The organism is Streptomyces anthophorae (genome assembly GCF_049310305.1).
Lineage (GTDB): Bacteria > Actinomycetota > Actinomycetes > Streptomycetales > Streptomycetaceae > Streptomyces.
Genome location: NZ_JBLWQQ010000001.1, coordinates 5140557 through 5155410, shown reverse-complemented (window position 1 = coordinate 5155410; position 14854 = coordinate 5140557). Strand labels below are relative to the sequence as shown.

The following is a 14854-nucleotide window of genomic DNA, read 5'->3' as shown; positions in this document are numbered from 1 at the left end:
CCTATGACCGACCACCGAAGGGGCAATGCCGCGTAGGCGCCCATCAGCCCTGCGGGGCAGTATCCCCGTCCGCTCTCCGAGGCGGCGAAAGTACCCGTTCATCGATCACCTTTCAGGCTCCTGCACGGCTGACCTGCGTCGGCTCGAGCGGACCCGCTTCTGGCCCGAAGCCACGGAGGAAGCGTTCTGGCACTGGAAGGTGCTCGCCCATGGCCCACTCAGGCAACTGACGGACCGGTTCACAGGCTTGGACTGCGGCATCCCCGAGTGCGGGTGCAACGGCGCATACTTCCGTGAACACCTGGAAGTCGTGCTCCTGACACTGCCCAAGAAGAGCGCCCGTGAGCTGCGCGCCCTGGTGCGAGCCCTTGACACGAAGATTCTGGCGAGGGCCAAGGTCATCCCGGCCGAGAGCCTGGACGGGCCGTGGTGGCGAGGCCGGCTCTAGGGAGAATGCGCGATGGAGGCCCCATGAACCGCGCCCGCACAGCCACCGTGGCGGTCCTGTCCGCCGCCCTGCTCGCAGCGTGTGCGCAGGAGAAGCCCGAGCTGCGTCCGCCCAGGACGCCCGGTGAAGGCGCCTGGTACGAGAGCACCAAGGCCGAGCGTCATGAGTACTGCGAGGCCTACCGCGCGCACGACCCCCAGCACCCCATCAGCATCCCGAAGTACCCGTCGGAGGAGTCCAGGGACGAGTTCGCCGACGACTTCTACAACGTGCTGAAGAAGAAGTGCTGAGCAGCCGAACCGGTGCCGAATGCCGAACCAGGTGGGATTCGCCGGGGCGGTGGATCCGCCGGGCCGGCGTCACTCCAGATGAGCTGCGATGCGCGCGACGGTCCTCGGGTTGTCCTCAAACAGGTGCGCCTGCATACCCGCTGCCCGCGCCGCCTCGACGTTCACCGCGACATCGTCGATGAACAGGCAGTCCTCGGGCCGCACGGCCAAGCCGGCGCACGCGGCCTCGAACGCACGTGAGTCGGGTTTCTCGATGCCGATCTCGTGCGAGTAGACGATCTGCTCCACCAGTTCGTCGAAGCGATACAGCGCCGTTTCCCGCTCCCGGGCGCCGACGAAGCTGTTGCTCAGGATGCCGAGCCGGCAGGTTCCCCGCAGCGAACGCACATAGTCGATGAGTTCCTCGTTCGGCGTCCCCAGGTACTCCGCCCAGAGGTCCGCCATGAAGGCTTCGGCCAAGGGGACATCGAGCCTCAAGCGGGCCGCGACCTGCTGGTTCACCTCTCGCTCGCTGATGCCTCCGACGCTCCCGGCCCGCCACACGTCGTGCATCCGCTCATCAACAGTGCCCGGCGGCAACTCCAGCCGCTGTTCCCACCGTTGCACCCACCCCGTCTCCGGAGTGATCTCCAGTACGCCCCCGATGTCGAGAATGACGCAGGAATCAGCCATGCAAGCTCCCTCTCCTCCACACCCGCCGCCGTCTTGTGACAGCCCTGTCACCGGGCCCACACCCGGTGGAACTCCTCGGCCGAGATGGCCTCCAACTGGTCCTCGTCAGGGTCGACGGCCTGATCCGTCAGCCAGCCGTGCTCGTCCCCCAGGTGCTCCCAGCTGTACCGATGGAGTCGGCCTTCCGAAGTCAGCTCGGCTTGCTTGATGACAGCCAACTCGCCTCGGTCCGGCACGACTTCGAGGTACCACATGCCACCCTCTTCATCGGCGAAGCGATAGTGGCACCGCGAGGTGGCAGCCTCGTCAAGGGATCGAAAGTACGCCACGACCTCCGCTTCGATACGCTCCAGATCAGCCACGCCTCCCCCGCCCCCTTCGACTCCCGGTACGTGCTTCACCCTTCCACGCCCCCGATACGTTGCCCGTGCAGCATGAGGAGCGCGGCGACCGCGTTGGCCGAGCGGATCTCTCCTCGGGCGATCAGGTCCGGGATCTTCTTCAGTGACACCCACTCGCGACGCGACGACTCGAAGTCGTCCAGCGGGATTTCACGCACCTGTTCCGCGGAGTCGGACCAGTACACGCGGTGGTGCGACGTCGAGATGCCCGGCATCGGGTCGACCGCGAGGAGCAGCCGCATGGGGCCGGGGCGCCATCCGGTCTCTTCCTCGAGCTCGCGCGCCGCCGCGGCCGCCGGGTCCTCGCCTTCGCCGGTCCCGCCGGAAGGGAGTTCATAGCCCCACGCGTCGTTGATGAAGCGGTGGCGCCACAGGAGCAGCACCTCGTTGGCTTCGTTGACGACGGTGGCCACGGCGACGGGGCGGAGGCGGATCACGGTGTGGTCGAGGTGCCGGCCGTCCGGAAGCTCAACGTCGGCCATGTTCACCTGCACCCACCGGTTCTCGTACACGGTGCGCTCGCCCAAGTTCCGCCACGCTGACACGCTGCCGTCCTCTCGCCTGGCACGCTTTCCATCCGACCACAAGAACTACCCCGTGGGTGCCCCGCCCCCGTGCTTGATTACGCCACCCGCACCGCGCTCCCGAAGCTAGAGCCGTCGGAAGTACACGGCCACCGGATTCGGGGTGCACCCGAGCCGCTCGTACAGGGCCCTCGCCGGGGCGTGGAAGAGGTCTCCGCCGGTGGCGATCTCCACGATCTCCGCTCCGAGCAGGCGCATCCGCTCGAAGGCGTGCTCGCACAGAGCGGCGCCCAGGTGGTGTCGTCGGTGCTGGGGCGAGACCGCGAGGAGTACGACCTCGCCGTGTCGGCGGTCCGGGTCGACCGACCACGCCACGTAGCCCGCGATCTCGCCTGCCACCTCGGCGACGGCGACGTACGAGTGACGCTCTGGGGCGTGGAGTCCGGCTACCTGCCCTCGGTAGTCGTCGCGCCAAGTGCCGTGCTGCACAGCGAAGATGGTTTCGCCCATCAAGGGGCGGAAGACCTCCTCGAAGAACGGGCGGAACGTGTCGATGGTCAGGGCGGTGAGTGGAGCCAGGTCCTCGCGGGTGAACGCACGCAGACGCATGGGGTGCCTTTCTTGCCGTCAAAGGGAGTTGGGCATGGGTCGGCCCGCTCCCGGCCGGGGAATCGGCGGAGAGACGGGGGCCCTCAGGCCCGCGAACGCCAAGCGGCAAAGCACTCCATGACCCGGACCGTAACGCCCCCGCCGGGCCCCGGGAAGCCACCTGCCCCTGTGACCTCCTTGTGAAGATCCAATGGGGTTGGCATACTCCTCCAGCCGCCCCCCAACGGCCAGAGCCCGCACAGGGCTTGGCTGTCTTCGTATTCCCCTGGGGGGATCTTGAACATGCATGCTGTGTCGCGCGCTGTCGCTCTGACGGTGGCCGCGGTCGCGACGACGTTCGCCGTGGGGGCGCCTGCGCACGCGGTCGACGTGGAGTCCGGGACGTTCGACGTCGTCAGTGAGGTCGGGGACCCGGTCGGTGGCGGGTATCCCTATTCGTACGTCGACGGCGCGGGGTCGGGCGACTCCATGTACGCCGGGTGGAACGACGAGCAGAACTCCGTGCACGTCATCGTGCTCGCCGCGAACGGGGATCGGTGGGACCTCACCATGGGGGCGCCGAGCGGTGAGAAGCTCGCCGTCGGGACGTATACCGGGGCCACCGACACACCCTCCCTCGGCGGGGCCAAGCTGGCCGTGGACGGGACGTTCTACGGGTGCGAGTCCGAGGGGACGTTCAGCATCGACCGGCTCGAACTCGGGCCCCGCGGGTACGTCCAGGCCCTCGACGCGAACTTCGCGCAGAACTGCAAGGACACCGTTCCCGGGCTCACCGGGCAGGTCCACCTCACCAATCCGCCGCCGCCCGCCGAGCTGAGCCTCGCGGCGGATGTCGACGCCACCGGTTCCGTGTCCGCCGACGGCAAGGCGACCGTGCGCGGCACCGTCACCTGCTCCGAGCCCGTCGACGACGTCCTGGTGAACGGCCGTATCGAGCAGGTCGTCGGCAAGGACGCCCTGGCCACCGCCACGTACTACACGCATGTCGCCTGCACCCCGGGCGCGCCCGTCGCCTGGTCCGCCGTCGGCACCGCCACCGGGAGCGTCCCCTTCGCCAAGGGCGACGCCTCCGTCGGCTACAAGGCCCAGGCGGCCGACCCGGTGTACGGGCACACGGTCGTCACCGACCCCGCAGCCACCACCGTCGTGTCGCTGCGCAAATGACGAGTGGCCGCACCCCCTCCCGTACATATGAGCCAACTAGCCTTCTCCGACCACTATTTGGAGATTCGTGAGATACAGACGCGTCATCGCCCGTACCGTCACCGCCTTCGCCGCCACCGCGCTCCTCTCCGGAGCGTTCGGCGTCGGGACCGCCGAGGCCTATGACGTCGAGTCCGGCAGTTTCGCCTTCAGCGGGGACGCCGGTGAGTACATCAGCGGCGGGCAGTCGTACGCCTACGCCGAAGGGCTCACCGCGCAGGGTTACCTCACCAACGGCGTCCCGACCGGCGTCGGCGTGTTCGTCGACGGGGCCGACGGCAGCAGCTGGGCCCTGCACCTCGAAACGCCCGCCGGTGACGTCCAGCCGCTGGCACCCGGCACCTACACCGGCGCCGCGGCCAACCCGGACGCGAGCCAGCCGTGGGTCGAGCTGCGCGGCGACGGCCGGGACTGCCTCGCCGAGGGGTCCTTCACCATCCAGGACGCGGACATCCGCGCCCACGGTTACGTGAAGCAGCTCGACGCCACCTTCGAGCAGCACTGCCCCGGTGCCACGGAGTCGGTGCGCGGCGAGGTCCACCTGAGCAACCCGGAGCCGCCCGCCGAGACCGCGCTGGGGCTCGACGTCGCCCCGGACGCGGTCGCCGACCCGGTCAGCGGGCGCGCGCTCGTGCACGGCACCGTCACCTGCACCGAGCCCGTCGCCCTCGACACGTACGGGACGGTGAGCCAGACCCTGGACGGTGTGACCACCCGCGGCACCTACCGCACCCAGGTCGACTGCGTGCCCGGTGAGCCCACCGCGTGGACGGCCTCCGCCGCTTCCACCAGCGGCGTGCCCTTCCAGCGCGGGGGCGCCACCGTGATCGCGAGCACCACCGGCAAGGACCCGTTCTACGGCCACACGATCACGGCCGGCTACAGCGGACCGCTCCAGCTCACGAAGAAGTAGCCACGCTCACGAAGAACACGAAGAAGCAGTCACGCGCGGCGCAGCCTCAGGTGGAAACCTGGGGCCGCGCCCGCGTCCTCGGCCGACCCCGGTTCGTACCACGCGTCCCCGCCCCCGGCCCGCGCCAGCATGCGGACGATCCACAGGCCGAGGCCCGTGCCCTGCGGCCCATGCGCGTGGGTCGCGCGGCCGAAGCGCTGGAAGAGGCGGGGGACGGCCTCGGGCGGGACTCCGGGGCCGCCGTCGTGGACCCGGAGGTCGATGTGCCCTGCCACCGCCGTGACCTGTATGCCGATCGGAGGGCCGCCGTAAGTGAAGGCGTTCTCCAGGTAGTTGACCAGCATTTCGGCCAGGTCGCCCCGGTCCACGAACGCCACGACGTCGGGCGCGCAGTCCACCTCCACTTGGAGGGCGTCCTCGTCCATCGCGCCCAGTTGTTCGAGGATGAACTCCAGGACGGGGACGGGCCGCGGCGCGGCGTCGACGGCGTTTCCGTCGATTCTCGCCGCGGCCAGGTGCTTGCGTACGAGGGTCTGCAACCACGCCGTCGCGTCGATGATGCGGCCCGCGATCTCCGCCCGCTGCTTGTCGGTCAGCCGGTTGTGCTCGTCCCGCAGCGTGTGCGCCAGCACGCCGATCGTGGCCAGCGGGTTGCGCAGTTCGTGCGCGGTGACGGCGATGACGGTGTCCTGGCGGGCGAGCGCCGCTTCGAGCGCGTGCTGCGTCCGGCGCCGCTCCGTGACGTCCCGCAGCATCGCGACGTGGAGGCGGTCGTCGGGCGTGCGCGTCGCCGTGACCCGCATTTCGACGACGCGTCCCGAGCCCGAGGGCAGGACGAGGTCGATCTCCGCCGGTTCCCTGGCGGCGAGCGGGAAGCCGAAGGGGAGGCCGAGGAGTTCGTCCGCCGGGCGGCCGAACAGTTCGGCCGCCGCCGGGTTGCAGAGCCGGATGAGGCCCTCCTCGTCGACCGCGACGATCCCGTCGGGCGCGGCGTCCACGACCGCCTGGACGGGGTGGGCGCGCGGCCCGGTGTCCGCGCTGTGCCGCGGTTCGGCCCCGGCGGGTTCGTCGGTCGGGGACCCCGACGGCGGGCCGGCGTCAGCCATCAGGATCGTGTGCATCCTTGCCGGGATCCCGCGTGTCCCGCGGGCTCCACTGCGCTCCGCCGGTCGACGGGTCGTGCTGTGCCGGCGTACCGGGCGGCGAGTCGGCCGTGCCGAGGACGTTGGACGGGCCGTGCATCGGTTCGCCGATGTGCAGGCCGGAGCCGTCGATCTCGTAGCGGCGGATGCCGGTGTCGTGGGCGGAACCGCGGGTCTGCAGCACCGCGATGGCGCGCTGTATCTCGCCGTGGGCCTCCACGTGGCGCAGCAGGATCGTCACGTCGGTGAGGCTGGTGACCTCCATCGCGATCGCCGGTGCGACGGTCGGGGGGACCCGGCCGGTGGGGGCCGAGGTGAGCAGGGTCGTGACCTCGTGGTGGCGCAGCACCGCGCCCAGGGAGATGACGAAGTCGAGCAGCGCGCGCGAGTTCACGACGCGTTCGAGCGCGGAGAGGGTGTCGATGCACACGCGGGAGGGGCGGAACTCCTCGATGACGCGCCGCACCCGCATGAAGCTCTCCTCGGGCGAACTCACTTCGGGGTATTCGGACACGACGCGCAGCAGTCCCGAGGCTTCCATGGCGTCCAGGTCGAGCCCCCAGCCGGCGGCGTTGCGGGCGAGCTGGTCGCGGGTTTCGTCGAAGCTCTGGAGCAGGCACCGCTCCCCCGCTTCGACGGCGGCAGCCGCGAAGAACAGGCTCGACAGCGTCTTGCCCGTGCCGGTGGGCCCGGTGAGCAGCACGATCGAGTCCCGGAAGAAGCCGCCGCCGCACATGGCGTCCAGGCCGGCGTTGCCGGAGGAGACCCGTTGCGTCGACGCGCGCTCCCGTGGCCGCAGAAAGGCGAGCGGCATGATCACGATGCCTTCCCTGGGGCCGATGGTGAAGAGCCATTCGCCGGTACGGTGCGTGGTGCCGCGGAACTTGACGATCTCGACGGTCCTGCGGCGCCGCTCCTGGCGCAGGACGTTGCGCAGGACGATGACGTTGTCCGGGACGAACTCCTCGACGCCGAAGCGGGACACGCTGGTGTACTCCGCGTCCCGCTCGACGGTGACCACGGTGGTCACACCGAGCGAGTCCAGGGCCGAGACGATCCGGTGCACCTCACGGCGGATGCCCCCGGCGCTGGTGAAGTTGGTGAGGATCGCGCCGATCGAGTCGAGCGCGACCCGGCGGGCGCCGGTCCTGCGGACGGCGTGCGCGATCCGTGCCGCCAGCGCGGCCAGGTCGTAGGACCCGATCGTCGGCGTCTCGCGGGCGGTGCCCGACGACGCGTCGACGAACACCCACGTCCCGGCCCGCTCCCACTCCTCGATCGGGAAGCCCAGGGAGGCGGCGTTGGTCCGGATGCCGCCGGGGCTCTCCTCGAAGGTGACGAACACTCCGGGGTCGCCTTGGTCCTGTACGCCGCGTGCGAGGAACTCGATGGCGAACAGTGTCTTTCCGCTGCCGGTCGAGCCGGCCACCAGCGTGGAGCGTCCCTCGGGCAGGCCGCCGAGGGCGATCTGGTCGAAGCCGTTGATGCCGGTGGGCACCCTGGGGATGGGAACCCTCGGAGGGGGCCCCTGGCTGCCGTCGGTTCCAGTCATCTCACCCCCGCCTCTCCCGGGACGGTACGTCCTGGACGGGCAGCCCCAGCGCGAGGGCGGCACGGCCCTGGTCGGACAGATCCCCGATGACGCGGCGCTGCGGGAGTGGCGCGACCTTGATGACGGTCGGGGTCGCCAGGATGTGGTGCTCCTCGGCCAGTTCGGGCCGGCTCATGACGTCGATCACGGTGAGTTCGTAGCCGTCCACGAGCCGGGCTTCGCACAGTGTGCGCAGGTTCGAACGCGCGGCGTCGGAGCGCTCCGTCGCCCCGGCCACGAAGAGCGTGAAGCAGTGCGTGGCCTGTCCGTTGCACGCCGGTGGGTCGTGGTCACTGTGCATCGCGAAGCCTCCGTGGTGCGGCTTCTCCGGCGTTCGATTTTAGTCAGCGGCTTGGTCAACTACCAGATTCCCTCGGGGAGTTGATGCCCCTCCTCGGAAATCCGGTCCCCCGGCTACGATCGAAGGACGGGCCGCCGCCCGGGGCCCGGGCCCCGGGGCCCGGGCCCCTTTGAGGACTTCCCATGATCCGAGTACTTGTGGTCGAGGACCAGCGGGCGATGGCGGACGCACTGGAGATCGCGCTCGGGGTACAGCCCGACCTCGACTGCGTCGGCGCCGTGCGAACGGTCGAGGAGGCCCTGCCGCTCGTCGCCGCCCACGGCCCCCACGTCGTGCTGATGGACATCCACCTGCCCGGCGCGGACGGCATCGAGGGCACCCGGCGCATCAGGGCCGAGCACCCGGGCACGCGGGTGCTCCTGCTCACCGCCGACACCGACCCCGGTCAACTGGTGGCCGCCACCGAGGCGGGGGCGGCCGGTTTCCTCGCCAAGGACAGCGCGTTCCCCGCCGTGCTCGCGGCCGTCAGGGCGCCGGCCGAGGGGCCGATGTACGTCGAGGAGTCCACCCTCGGCATCCTCGTCGCGGCGATCGGCTCCTCCGGCGGCGCGGCGGCCCGGCAGCGGCGTGACGCCGACGGGGCCGGGCTCACGTCCCGGGAGCGGGAGGTCCTGCGCCTGATGGGCCGGGGTCTCGGTCCCCGGGCGATCGCCGAGCGGCTCGTGGTGAGCCCGCACACCGCGCGCGGCCACGTGAAGCGCGTCATGGCGAAGCTCGGCGCGCACAGCCAGCTGGAGGCGGTCGTCCTCGCCGCCAGGTCCGGGCTGCTGCGGGTGTCGGCCGACGAGCCCCGGGAACGCTGAGCGGACCGCGCCCGCCCGGTCGCGAAACAGCCCACGTGGGCCGCTCCATCGGCCCATGTGGGGGCTTACCCGGTCCGCGCACCCTTTCTAGTCTTGTTGATGTGCGGTCGTGGACTCCCGCCGACGATGCCACTCCCGCACACCGGTCCACGCAGGCACCTCCCGACCACCGGGCCCCGTATCTCGAGCGACTACGGGGCCCGGCGGCCTGTCCGGGCTCGTGCCCGGACCACGCGTCAGCGGGGACCGCGCAGCGACCCCACCGTCCGCAGCACCCGGTCCGCCCGCTCCCGCAGTTCCGGATGCGCGAGCACCGTGTTGCGCAGGCCGCGGACCGGGCGGCGCCAGAGGCGGTGGGCGGCAGCGGCGGGGTGGGGGCGGGTCGCGAAGCCCTCGGCGACCCGGAGTTCGCGGGTCTTGAGCCAGTCCTTGTACTCCTTCTCGCCGCGGCCCCAGTCCATCAGCCGGATGCCCTGGCGGCCCGCGGCCTCGACCATGCGCAGGTGCATGAGGAGGCCGGGCGAGTAGTAGCTGAACTCCGGGTCGTACGCGGTGAACCAGGCCGCGAAGACCGTCCGGGACGTCGGCCCGAAGTGGGCGGCGACCGGGCGGTCGCCCGCGTAGACGACCGAGAGGACGCCCGTGAAGTGGTCCTCGCGGACGTGGAAGAGGTGGTCCGTGAGGTGCACGATCCACGGCCGGGCGAAGCGGTCCATGCGGCCGGTGCGGCGGTACTGGGCCGACTTCCAGCGCATCAACTGCCCGAGGACCGCCGGATCCCGCTCGTCGTAGACGAAGCGCATCTCCCCGACGTTGCGGCTCAGGCGGCGTTCCTTCTTGAGGGTCGTCTTGGCCTGGCCGGGATAGGCCGCCTTCAGCCACTCCGCGTACGTCTCGTGGCTGCCGTCCTTCAGGTCGAGGACGGGTGAGGCGAAGGTTCCGGTGACGTAGCGGCCGAAGGGTCTCTGTTCCTCGACGAGGTGGTCGAACTCGAAGACCGAGAGCCCGCAGGAGCGCAGGAGTTGTCTCGTGTCCCAGGTGACCCCGGGCCGGTGCACCAGCGCCTGGCAGTCGGACAGGCCCATCCCGATGGCGCGGCCGATGCCCGCGGGCCCCTTCTCGTACGGGAGGAAGCCGACGGGTTCGCCGCCCTCGCGCAGCACCGCCACATGCGCGCGGCCCTTGAACCTGGCGACGCCCTCCGCGAACTCCGGCGACAGGAAGGGGTTCTGGAAGTCCGGAGAGTGCTCCATCGTCTCGTGCCAGGCGGCACGCAGGGACGCGCTGAGCTCGTCGGCTCTGTACGTCGTGATGTTCAACGTCGGTTCGCCCGCCCCTCGCCGCGGGCGCACGGCCCACCGGCTATCGGGTACGAGCGTCGATACGTGAGCGTGCCGCTCATGAGCCCCCCTCTTCCCCCAGAGGGCTCAAAGGTCGCGAAACAGTACGCACGCTGTCAAGAGCCCTTCGGGCACTTCGGACATCCAACCGGAAGCCGGTGTCTACAAGTTGAGCCGCATGTGGACGTGCATGTCGTGCCAGCCGTCGGTGTGCAGCGCCGAGCTGCGCCGGGTGCCCTCCAGCTCGTAGCCGGACTTGAGCGCCACCCGGCACGAGGGTTCGTTGCGGGTGGAGTGCTGGAGGTCGAGGCGGTGGAAGCCGAGGGCGAACGCCCAGTCCGTCAGCGCGTCCAGGGCCCTGGGCGCCACGCCTGCCCCACGGGCCTGCGGCAGCACCCAGTAGGCGACCTCGGCGACGCCGTCCAGGAAGTTCATCTCGCGCAGCGCCATCCGGCCGAGCGGGGCGTCGTCTGCGGCCCCGGCCACCATCCACTGGGCCGACGTCTCCTCCCGCCAGCCCGTGTGCGTCGCCTCGACCCAGGCGCGCGCCTCGTCCAGGGACTCCATGCTGCGGATGTGCCAGTAGCGCAGGACCGGGTCCTGGAAGGCGTCGTGGACGGCCCGCGCGTCGTCGAACGCCGGGGTGCGCAGGACGAGTTCACCGTCGGCCGAGCGGAGCGTCGGCTGCGGGGCCGACGCCAGGGTGCCCGGCTCGATGACGTGCTTGGTGTCGAAAGGCATGATCCGCATCATGACCGGATCCCACCGCCCGCGCACCCCGATTCCGGGTCAGTCGCGGGTGCGGACCGGTGCCGTCTCCGGGAGGCGCCAGACGCACAGCGCGCTGGCGAGGCCGGCGAGGGCCATGTAGCCCGCCAGGTACCAGGGGCGGTCGCCGCCCGCGTCGACCAGGAGCGTCGCCACGAAGGGCGAGGTGCCCGCGAAGATCACGCCGTTGATCTCGCGGACGAAGACGAGACCGCTGTAGCGGACCTCGGTCGGCAGCGACTCGGCGTAGAACGTGCCGGTGACCGCGAAGATCGAGTTGAGCATGAGCGCGAACGCGATCGTGATCGCCAGGTAGATCAGCCACGGCTCGCGCGTGTCCACCAGCCAGAAGAACGGGTACGCGAAGAGCGTGATCGCGACCGCGCCGCCGATCATCACCGGCTTGCGCCCGACGCGGTCGGAGAGCGCGCCCGCGAGGGGGATGGTGAGGATCGAGACCGCCGAGGCGATCGTGATGCCGAGGACCGAGGTGCCGGAGGACAGGCCCAGCTGGTTGGTGAGGTAGCTGGGCAGGTAGCCCTGGATCGCGTACGAGGCGATGGCGGTGGCGCAGCCGGAGCCGATGAGCAGGGCGATCGCCTTGGGGCGGGCCTTGATCGCGGCGAGCACGGGGAGCTTCTCGCGCCTGCCGCTGTCCCGGGCCTGCTCGAACTGCTCGGTCTCGGGCGCGGCGTTGCGGATCAGCAGCGCGATCACGACCACGAAGGCGCTGGCCAGGAACGGGATGCGCCAGCCCCAGCTCAGGAAGTCGTCCTCGGGCAGCGTCGAGACGGCGGCCACCGCGCCGGAGGCGATGACGACGCCGATGAACTCGCCCGCGCCGGGCAGCGAACCGTAGAACCCGCGCTTGCCCTCCTCGGCCGCCTCCGTCGACATGACGTACGCGCCGCCCAGCTCGGCGCCGACGCCGAAGCCCTGCATCATCCGGCACAGCACGAGCAGGACCGGGGCCCAGATGCCGATCGAGTGGTACGTGGGCAGGAAGCCGATGGCGAGGGTGCCGACGCCCATCAGGATCACGGTGAGGATCAGCACCGGGCGGCGGCCGATGCGGTCGCCGAGGTGGGCCAGGACGAGGCCGCCGATGGGGCGCACGGCGAAGCCGAGCCCGAAGGTCGCGAACGAGGCGAGGGTCGCCGCGAACGGCGAGACGTCCGGGAAGAAGACCTTGTTGAAGACGAGCGCGGCCGACGCGCCGAACAGGAAGAAGTCGTACCACTCGAGGATCGAGCCGACGACGCTCGCGGCGGCGGTGCGGCGTTGGCGGGTGCGGGCGCTCATGCCCTTCGCGTCCCTCGGAGCGGACGTCTCCTTGTGGGTGGATGTGCTCGTCTTCGGGCTCATCTCACTCGCTTTCCGGGCTCGGCGGGCCGACTGACGACCCGATGTTGCAACATATGCACGCCTGTTGCGTGAAGGCTGCTAATGTTCTTCATGGGCCCATCGGGATGTCAATGGAGGGACGGCGAATGTCCGGTAAGGCGATCTGCCTCGGCGAGACGATGGCGCAGGTCACCCCCGCCGACGGCGAGGGGCTCGAGCACAGCAGGGAGCTGCGGCTCGCGGTCGCGGGCGCCGAGTCGACCGTGGCGCAGTACCTCGCGGACCTCGGGCACGAGGCCGCGTGGGTGAGCCGGGTCGGGGACGATCCGTTCGGGCGGCGGATCGTCGCGGCGGTCGCCTCGCGCGGCGTGGACGTGGCCGGGGTGCTCGCCGATCCGGCCGCCCCCACCGGCGTCTACTTCAAGGACCCGGGGCCGGACGGCACGCGCGTGCACTACTACCGGGCGGGCTCGGCGGCGTCCCGGATGACGGCCGCCGACGCGGACCGCGTGGACCTGACCGGCGTACGGCTGCTGCACCTCACCGGGATCACACCGGCCCTCTCGGACGGCTGCGCCGAGCTCGTGGACACGCTCGTGCGACGGGCGGCGGACAGCGGGACGCTCGTGTCGTTCGACGTCAACCACCGCCCCGCGCTGTGGAGTTCACGCGACGAGGCGGCGGACGCCCTGCTCGCGCTCGCCCGCCGCGCCGACGTCGTGCTCGTCGGGCGCGACGAGGCCGAGACCTTGTGGGACACCGCCACCGCCGAGGATGTACGCGACCACCTCGCGCCGCGCGGCACCCTCGTGGTCAAGGACGGCGACGTGGGGGCCACCGAATTCACCGCGGCCGGGAGCGAGTTCGTGGCGGCGCCCGCCGTCGACGTCGTCGAGGCCGTCGGAGCCGGGGACGCCTTCGCGGCCGGGTATCTCAGCGGGCTGCTCAAGAGGGCGCCGTCCGCCGAGCGGCTCGCGCTCGGGCACCGGCTCGCCGGGCGGACGCTGCGCAGCATCGAGGACTACGTGCCCGCCACCGGCCCCACCGCGGCAGCCACGACCGGCGAAGGACACTGATCCCATGTCACAGACCGTCCGTCGCGCCATCGACATCCTTGAATTCATCGCCCGCCGCCCGCGCACCCAGACCGAGGTCGGCGAGCACCTGGGCGTGCACCGCTCCACCGCGCTGCGCATCCTGGAGTCCCTCACCGAGGGCGGCCTCGCGCGCCGCCTCCCCGACGGCCGGTACGCGGTCGGGCACCGGCTCGCCGGTCTCGCCCACCTCGCCCTGGAGCAGTTCGGCCTCAAGGACGTCGCGGGCGAACACCTGCGGCTGCTCGGCGAGCGCTGCGGGCACACCGTGCACCTCGCCGCCCTTGAGGGCGAGCGGATCGTCTACGTCGACAAGGTCGACCCCGTCGACGGTGTGCGCCTCTACTCGCAGATCGGCCGCCCGGTCACCCTGCACACCGCCGGTGTCGCCAAGGCGATCCTCGCGTACGTCCCGCGCGAACGGGCCGACGAGCTGCTCGCCGACTGCGACTTCGCGCCGCACACCACCACGACGATCACCTCCCCCGACGCCTACCGCAAGGCCCTCGCCGAGACCAGGACCCGCGGCTGGGCCGTCGACGACGGCGAGTACGAGGACTTCGTGAACTGCGTCGCCGTGCCCGTACGGGACAGCAGCGGCGAGGTCGTCGCCGCCGTGTCGGTGACCGCGCTCAAGGCCAGGGCCGACCTGGGCGCCCTCGAATCCGACGTGCTGCCCGACCTCATGACCACCGCCGACACGATCTCCAAGGAGCTGGGATGGCGTCCGTAACGTTTGATGAGTTGTTCGCCGGGGTGCCCGTCATGGCGATCCTGCGCGGCATGCCCGCCGACAAGTCCGTCGAACTCGCCGTACGCGCCTGGGACCTCGGCATCGAGTGCGTCGAGGTCCCCGTGCAGACGGAGGAGGCCGCGCGGGTGCTCGGCGCCGTCGTCACCGCGGGCGCCGAGCGCGGCAAACCGGTCGGCGCGGGCACGGTCACCTCCGGTGAGCGGCTCGGGTGGGCGGTGGACGCGGGCGCCGCGTTCACGGTGGCCCCTGGTCTTGACGTGGAGGTGGCACGGGCGAGCGTCGCGGCGGGGCTGCCGCACCTGCCGGGTGTCGCCACCGCCACGGACGTGCAGGCCGCGCGGGCCATCGGACTGACCTGGCTGAAGGCGTTCCCGGCGAGCGTGCTCGGGGTGGACTGGTTCCGGGCGATGCGGGGGCCGTTCCCGGAGGTGCCGTTCGTTGCCACGGGGGGCATGGACGCGGGGAACGCTGCCGCTTATTTGGCGGGAGGGGCGTCTGTGGTTGCCGTTGGTTCGGCCCTGGAGGACTCGGCGCAACTTCCCTTGCTGGCCGAACTGTTGCGGTCACCCGTGTGAGCGTTGCGGGGCTCTGCCCCGG

General features: G+C 71.0%; 18 protein-coding genes. 8 read left to right on the top strand and 10 right to left on the bottom strand.

Features of this window, described 5'->3' with window-relative positions; genetic code table 11:
* Positions 1–310: 310 nt before the first annotated feature.
* Both ACNYS0_RS23475 and ACNYS0_RS23470 read left to right on the top strand, forming a co-directional pair.
* A complete protein-coding gene (locus ACNYS0_RS23475; RefSeq protein ID WP_422476451.1) occupies positions 311–448 on the top strand; it encodes a hypothetical protein in 138 nt (45 codons plus the stop codon).
* A 23-nt stretch (positions 449–471) separates the two neighbouring features.
* Positions 472–738, top strand: coding sequence for a hypothetical protein (locus ACNYS0_RS23470; RefSeq protein WP_422476450.1), 267 nt, complete (start codon positions 472–474; stop codon positions 736–738).
* Between the two features lie 69 nt (positions 739–807).
* On the opposite strand, the gene ACNYS0_RS23465 is transcribed toward ACNYS0_RS23470, so the two are convergent.
* From ACNYS0_RS23465 to ACNYS0_RS23450, 4 genes are all read right to left on the bottom strand, one after another.
* Positions 808–1410, bottom strand: coding sequence for an HAD family hydrolase (locus ACNYS0_RS23465; protein ID WP_422476449.1), 603 nt, complete (start codon positions 1408–1410; stop codon positions 808–810).
* Between the two features lie 47 nt (positions 1411–1457).
* Positions 1458–1772 (bottom strand): hypothetical protein, encoded by a 315-nt coding sequence (locus ACNYS0_RS23460; RefSeq protein ID WP_422476448.1) that lies wholly within the window; start codon positions 1770–1772, stop codon positions 1458–1460.
* Positions 1773–1807: 35 nt separating this feature from the next.
* Positions 1808–2356, bottom strand: coding sequence for an NUDIX domain-containing protein (locus ACNYS0_RS23455; protein ID WP_422476447.1), 549 nt, complete (start codon positions 2354–2356; stop codon positions 1808–1810).
* A gap of 105 nt (positions 2357–2461) precedes the next feature.
* Positions 2462–2944 carry a GNAT family N-acetyltransferase gene (locus ACNYS0_RS23450; protein ID WP_422476446.1) on the bottom strand — a complete coding sequence of 161 codons (483 nt, stop codon included), beginning with the start codon at positions 2942–2944 and terminating at the stop codon, positions 2462–2464.
* Between the two features lie 291 nt (positions 2945–3235).
* On the opposite strand from ACNYS0_RS23450, the gene ACNYS0_RS23445 reads away from it, so the two are divergent.
* Together ACNYS0_RS23445 and ACNYS0_RS23440 are read left to right on the top strand one after the other, a co-directional pair.
* A complete protein-coding gene (locus tag ACNYS0_RS23445) occupies positions 3236–4108 on the top strand; it encodes a hypothetical protein (RefSeq protein ID WP_422476445.1) in 873 nt (290 codons plus the stop codon).
* A gap of 67 nt (positions 4109–4175) precedes the next feature.
* A complete protein-coding gene (locus ACNYS0_RS23440; protein ID WP_422476444.1) occupies positions 4176–5060 on the top strand; it encodes a hypothetical protein in 885 nt (294 codons plus the stop codon).
* Positions 5061–5089: 29 nt separating this feature from the next.
* Here ACNYS0_RS23440 and ACNYS0_RS23435 read toward each other — a convergent pair whose 3' ends face one another.
* The 3 genes from ACNYS0_RS23435 to ACNYS0_RS23425 are packed head-to-tail and all read right to left on the bottom strand — an operon-like array spanning position 5090 to position 8094.
* Positions 5090–6166 carry a PAS domain-containing sensor histidine kinase gene (locus ACNYS0_RS23435; RefSeq protein WP_422476443.1) on the bottom strand — a complete coding sequence of 359 codons (1077 nt, stop codon included), beginning with the start codon at positions 6164–6166 and terminating at the stop codon, positions 5090–5092.
* Entirely contained in the window at positions 6159–7700 is a 1542-nt protein-coding gene (gene kaiC, locus ACNYS0_RS23430) for a circadian clock protein KaiC (protein WP_422476442.1), read from the bottom strand. The genes ACNYS0_RS23435 and kaiC overlap by 8 nt, the downstream gene beginning before the upstream one ends.
* A 55-nt stretch (positions 7701–7755) precedes the next feature.
* Complete coding sequence (locus ACNYS0_RS23425; RefSeq protein WP_422476441.1) at positions 7756–8094, bottom strand: circadian clock KaiB family protein; 339 nt, start codon at positions 8092–8094, stop codon at positions 7756–7758.
* 182 nt (positions 8095–8276) lie between these two features.
* Between ACNYS0_RS23425 and ACNYS0_RS23420 the strand changes: the two genes are divergently transcribed.
* On the top strand, positions 8277–8957 hold the full coding sequence (locus ACNYS0_RS23420) for a response regulator (RefSeq protein ID WP_422476440.1): 681 nt from the start codon (positions 8277–8279) through the stop codon (positions 8955–8957).
* Between the two features lie 236 nt (positions 8958–9193).
* Here ACNYS0_RS23420 and ACNYS0_RS23415 read toward each other — a convergent pair whose 3' ends face one another.
* From ACNYS0_RS23415 to ACNYS0_RS23405, 3 genes are all read right to left on the bottom strand, one after another.
* Positions 9194–10276: a GNAT family N-acetyltransferase gene (locus tag ACNYS0_RS23415; protein WP_422476439.1), complete on the bottom strand. Its 1083-nt coding sequence runs from the start codon at positions 10274–10276 to the stop codon at positions 9194–9196.
* A 183-nt stretch (positions 10277–10459) separates the two neighbouring features.
* Positions 10460–11038 carry a GNAT family N-acetyltransferase gene (locus ACNYS0_RS23410; protein WP_422476438.1) on the bottom strand — a complete coding sequence of 193 codons (579 nt, stop codon included), beginning with the start codon at positions 11036–11038 and terminating at the stop codon, positions 10460–10462.
* A gap of 48 nt (positions 11039–11086) precedes the next feature.
* Positions 11087–12367, bottom strand: a complete 1281-nt coding sequence (locus ACNYS0_RS23405; protein ID WP_422476437.1) for an MFS transporter — start codon at positions 12365–12367, stop codon at positions 11087–11089.
* A 188-nt stretch (positions 12368–12555) separates the two neighbouring features.
* On the opposite strand from ACNYS0_RS23405, the gene ACNYS0_RS23400 reads away from it, so the two are divergent.
* Genes ACNYS0_RS23400 through ACNYS0_RS23390 form a run of 3 tightly spaced genes read left to right on the top strand, consistent with a single transcriptional unit; the run spans position 12556 to position 14832 of the window.
* A complete protein-coding gene (locus ACNYS0_RS23400) occupies positions 12556–13485 on the top strand; it encodes a sugar kinase (RefSeq protein WP_422476436.1) in 930 nt (309 codons plus the stop codon).
* 4 nt (positions 13486–13489) lie between these two features.
* Complete coding sequence (locus ACNYS0_RS23395; RefSeq protein WP_422476435.1) at positions 13490–14236, top strand: IclR family transcriptional regulator; 747 nt, start codon at positions 13490–13492, stop codon at positions 14234–14236.
* Positions 14224–14832, top strand: a complete 609-nt coding sequence (locus tag ACNYS0_RS23390; protein ID WP_422476434.1) for a bifunctional 4-hydroxy-2-oxoglutarate aldolase/2-dehydro-3-deoxy-phosphogluconate aldolase — start codon at positions 14224–14226, stop codon at positions 14830–14832. Before ACNYS0_RS23395 ends, ACNYS0_RS23390 begins: the two co-directional genes overlap by 13 nt.
* Positions 14833–14854 lie beyond the last annotated feature (22 nt).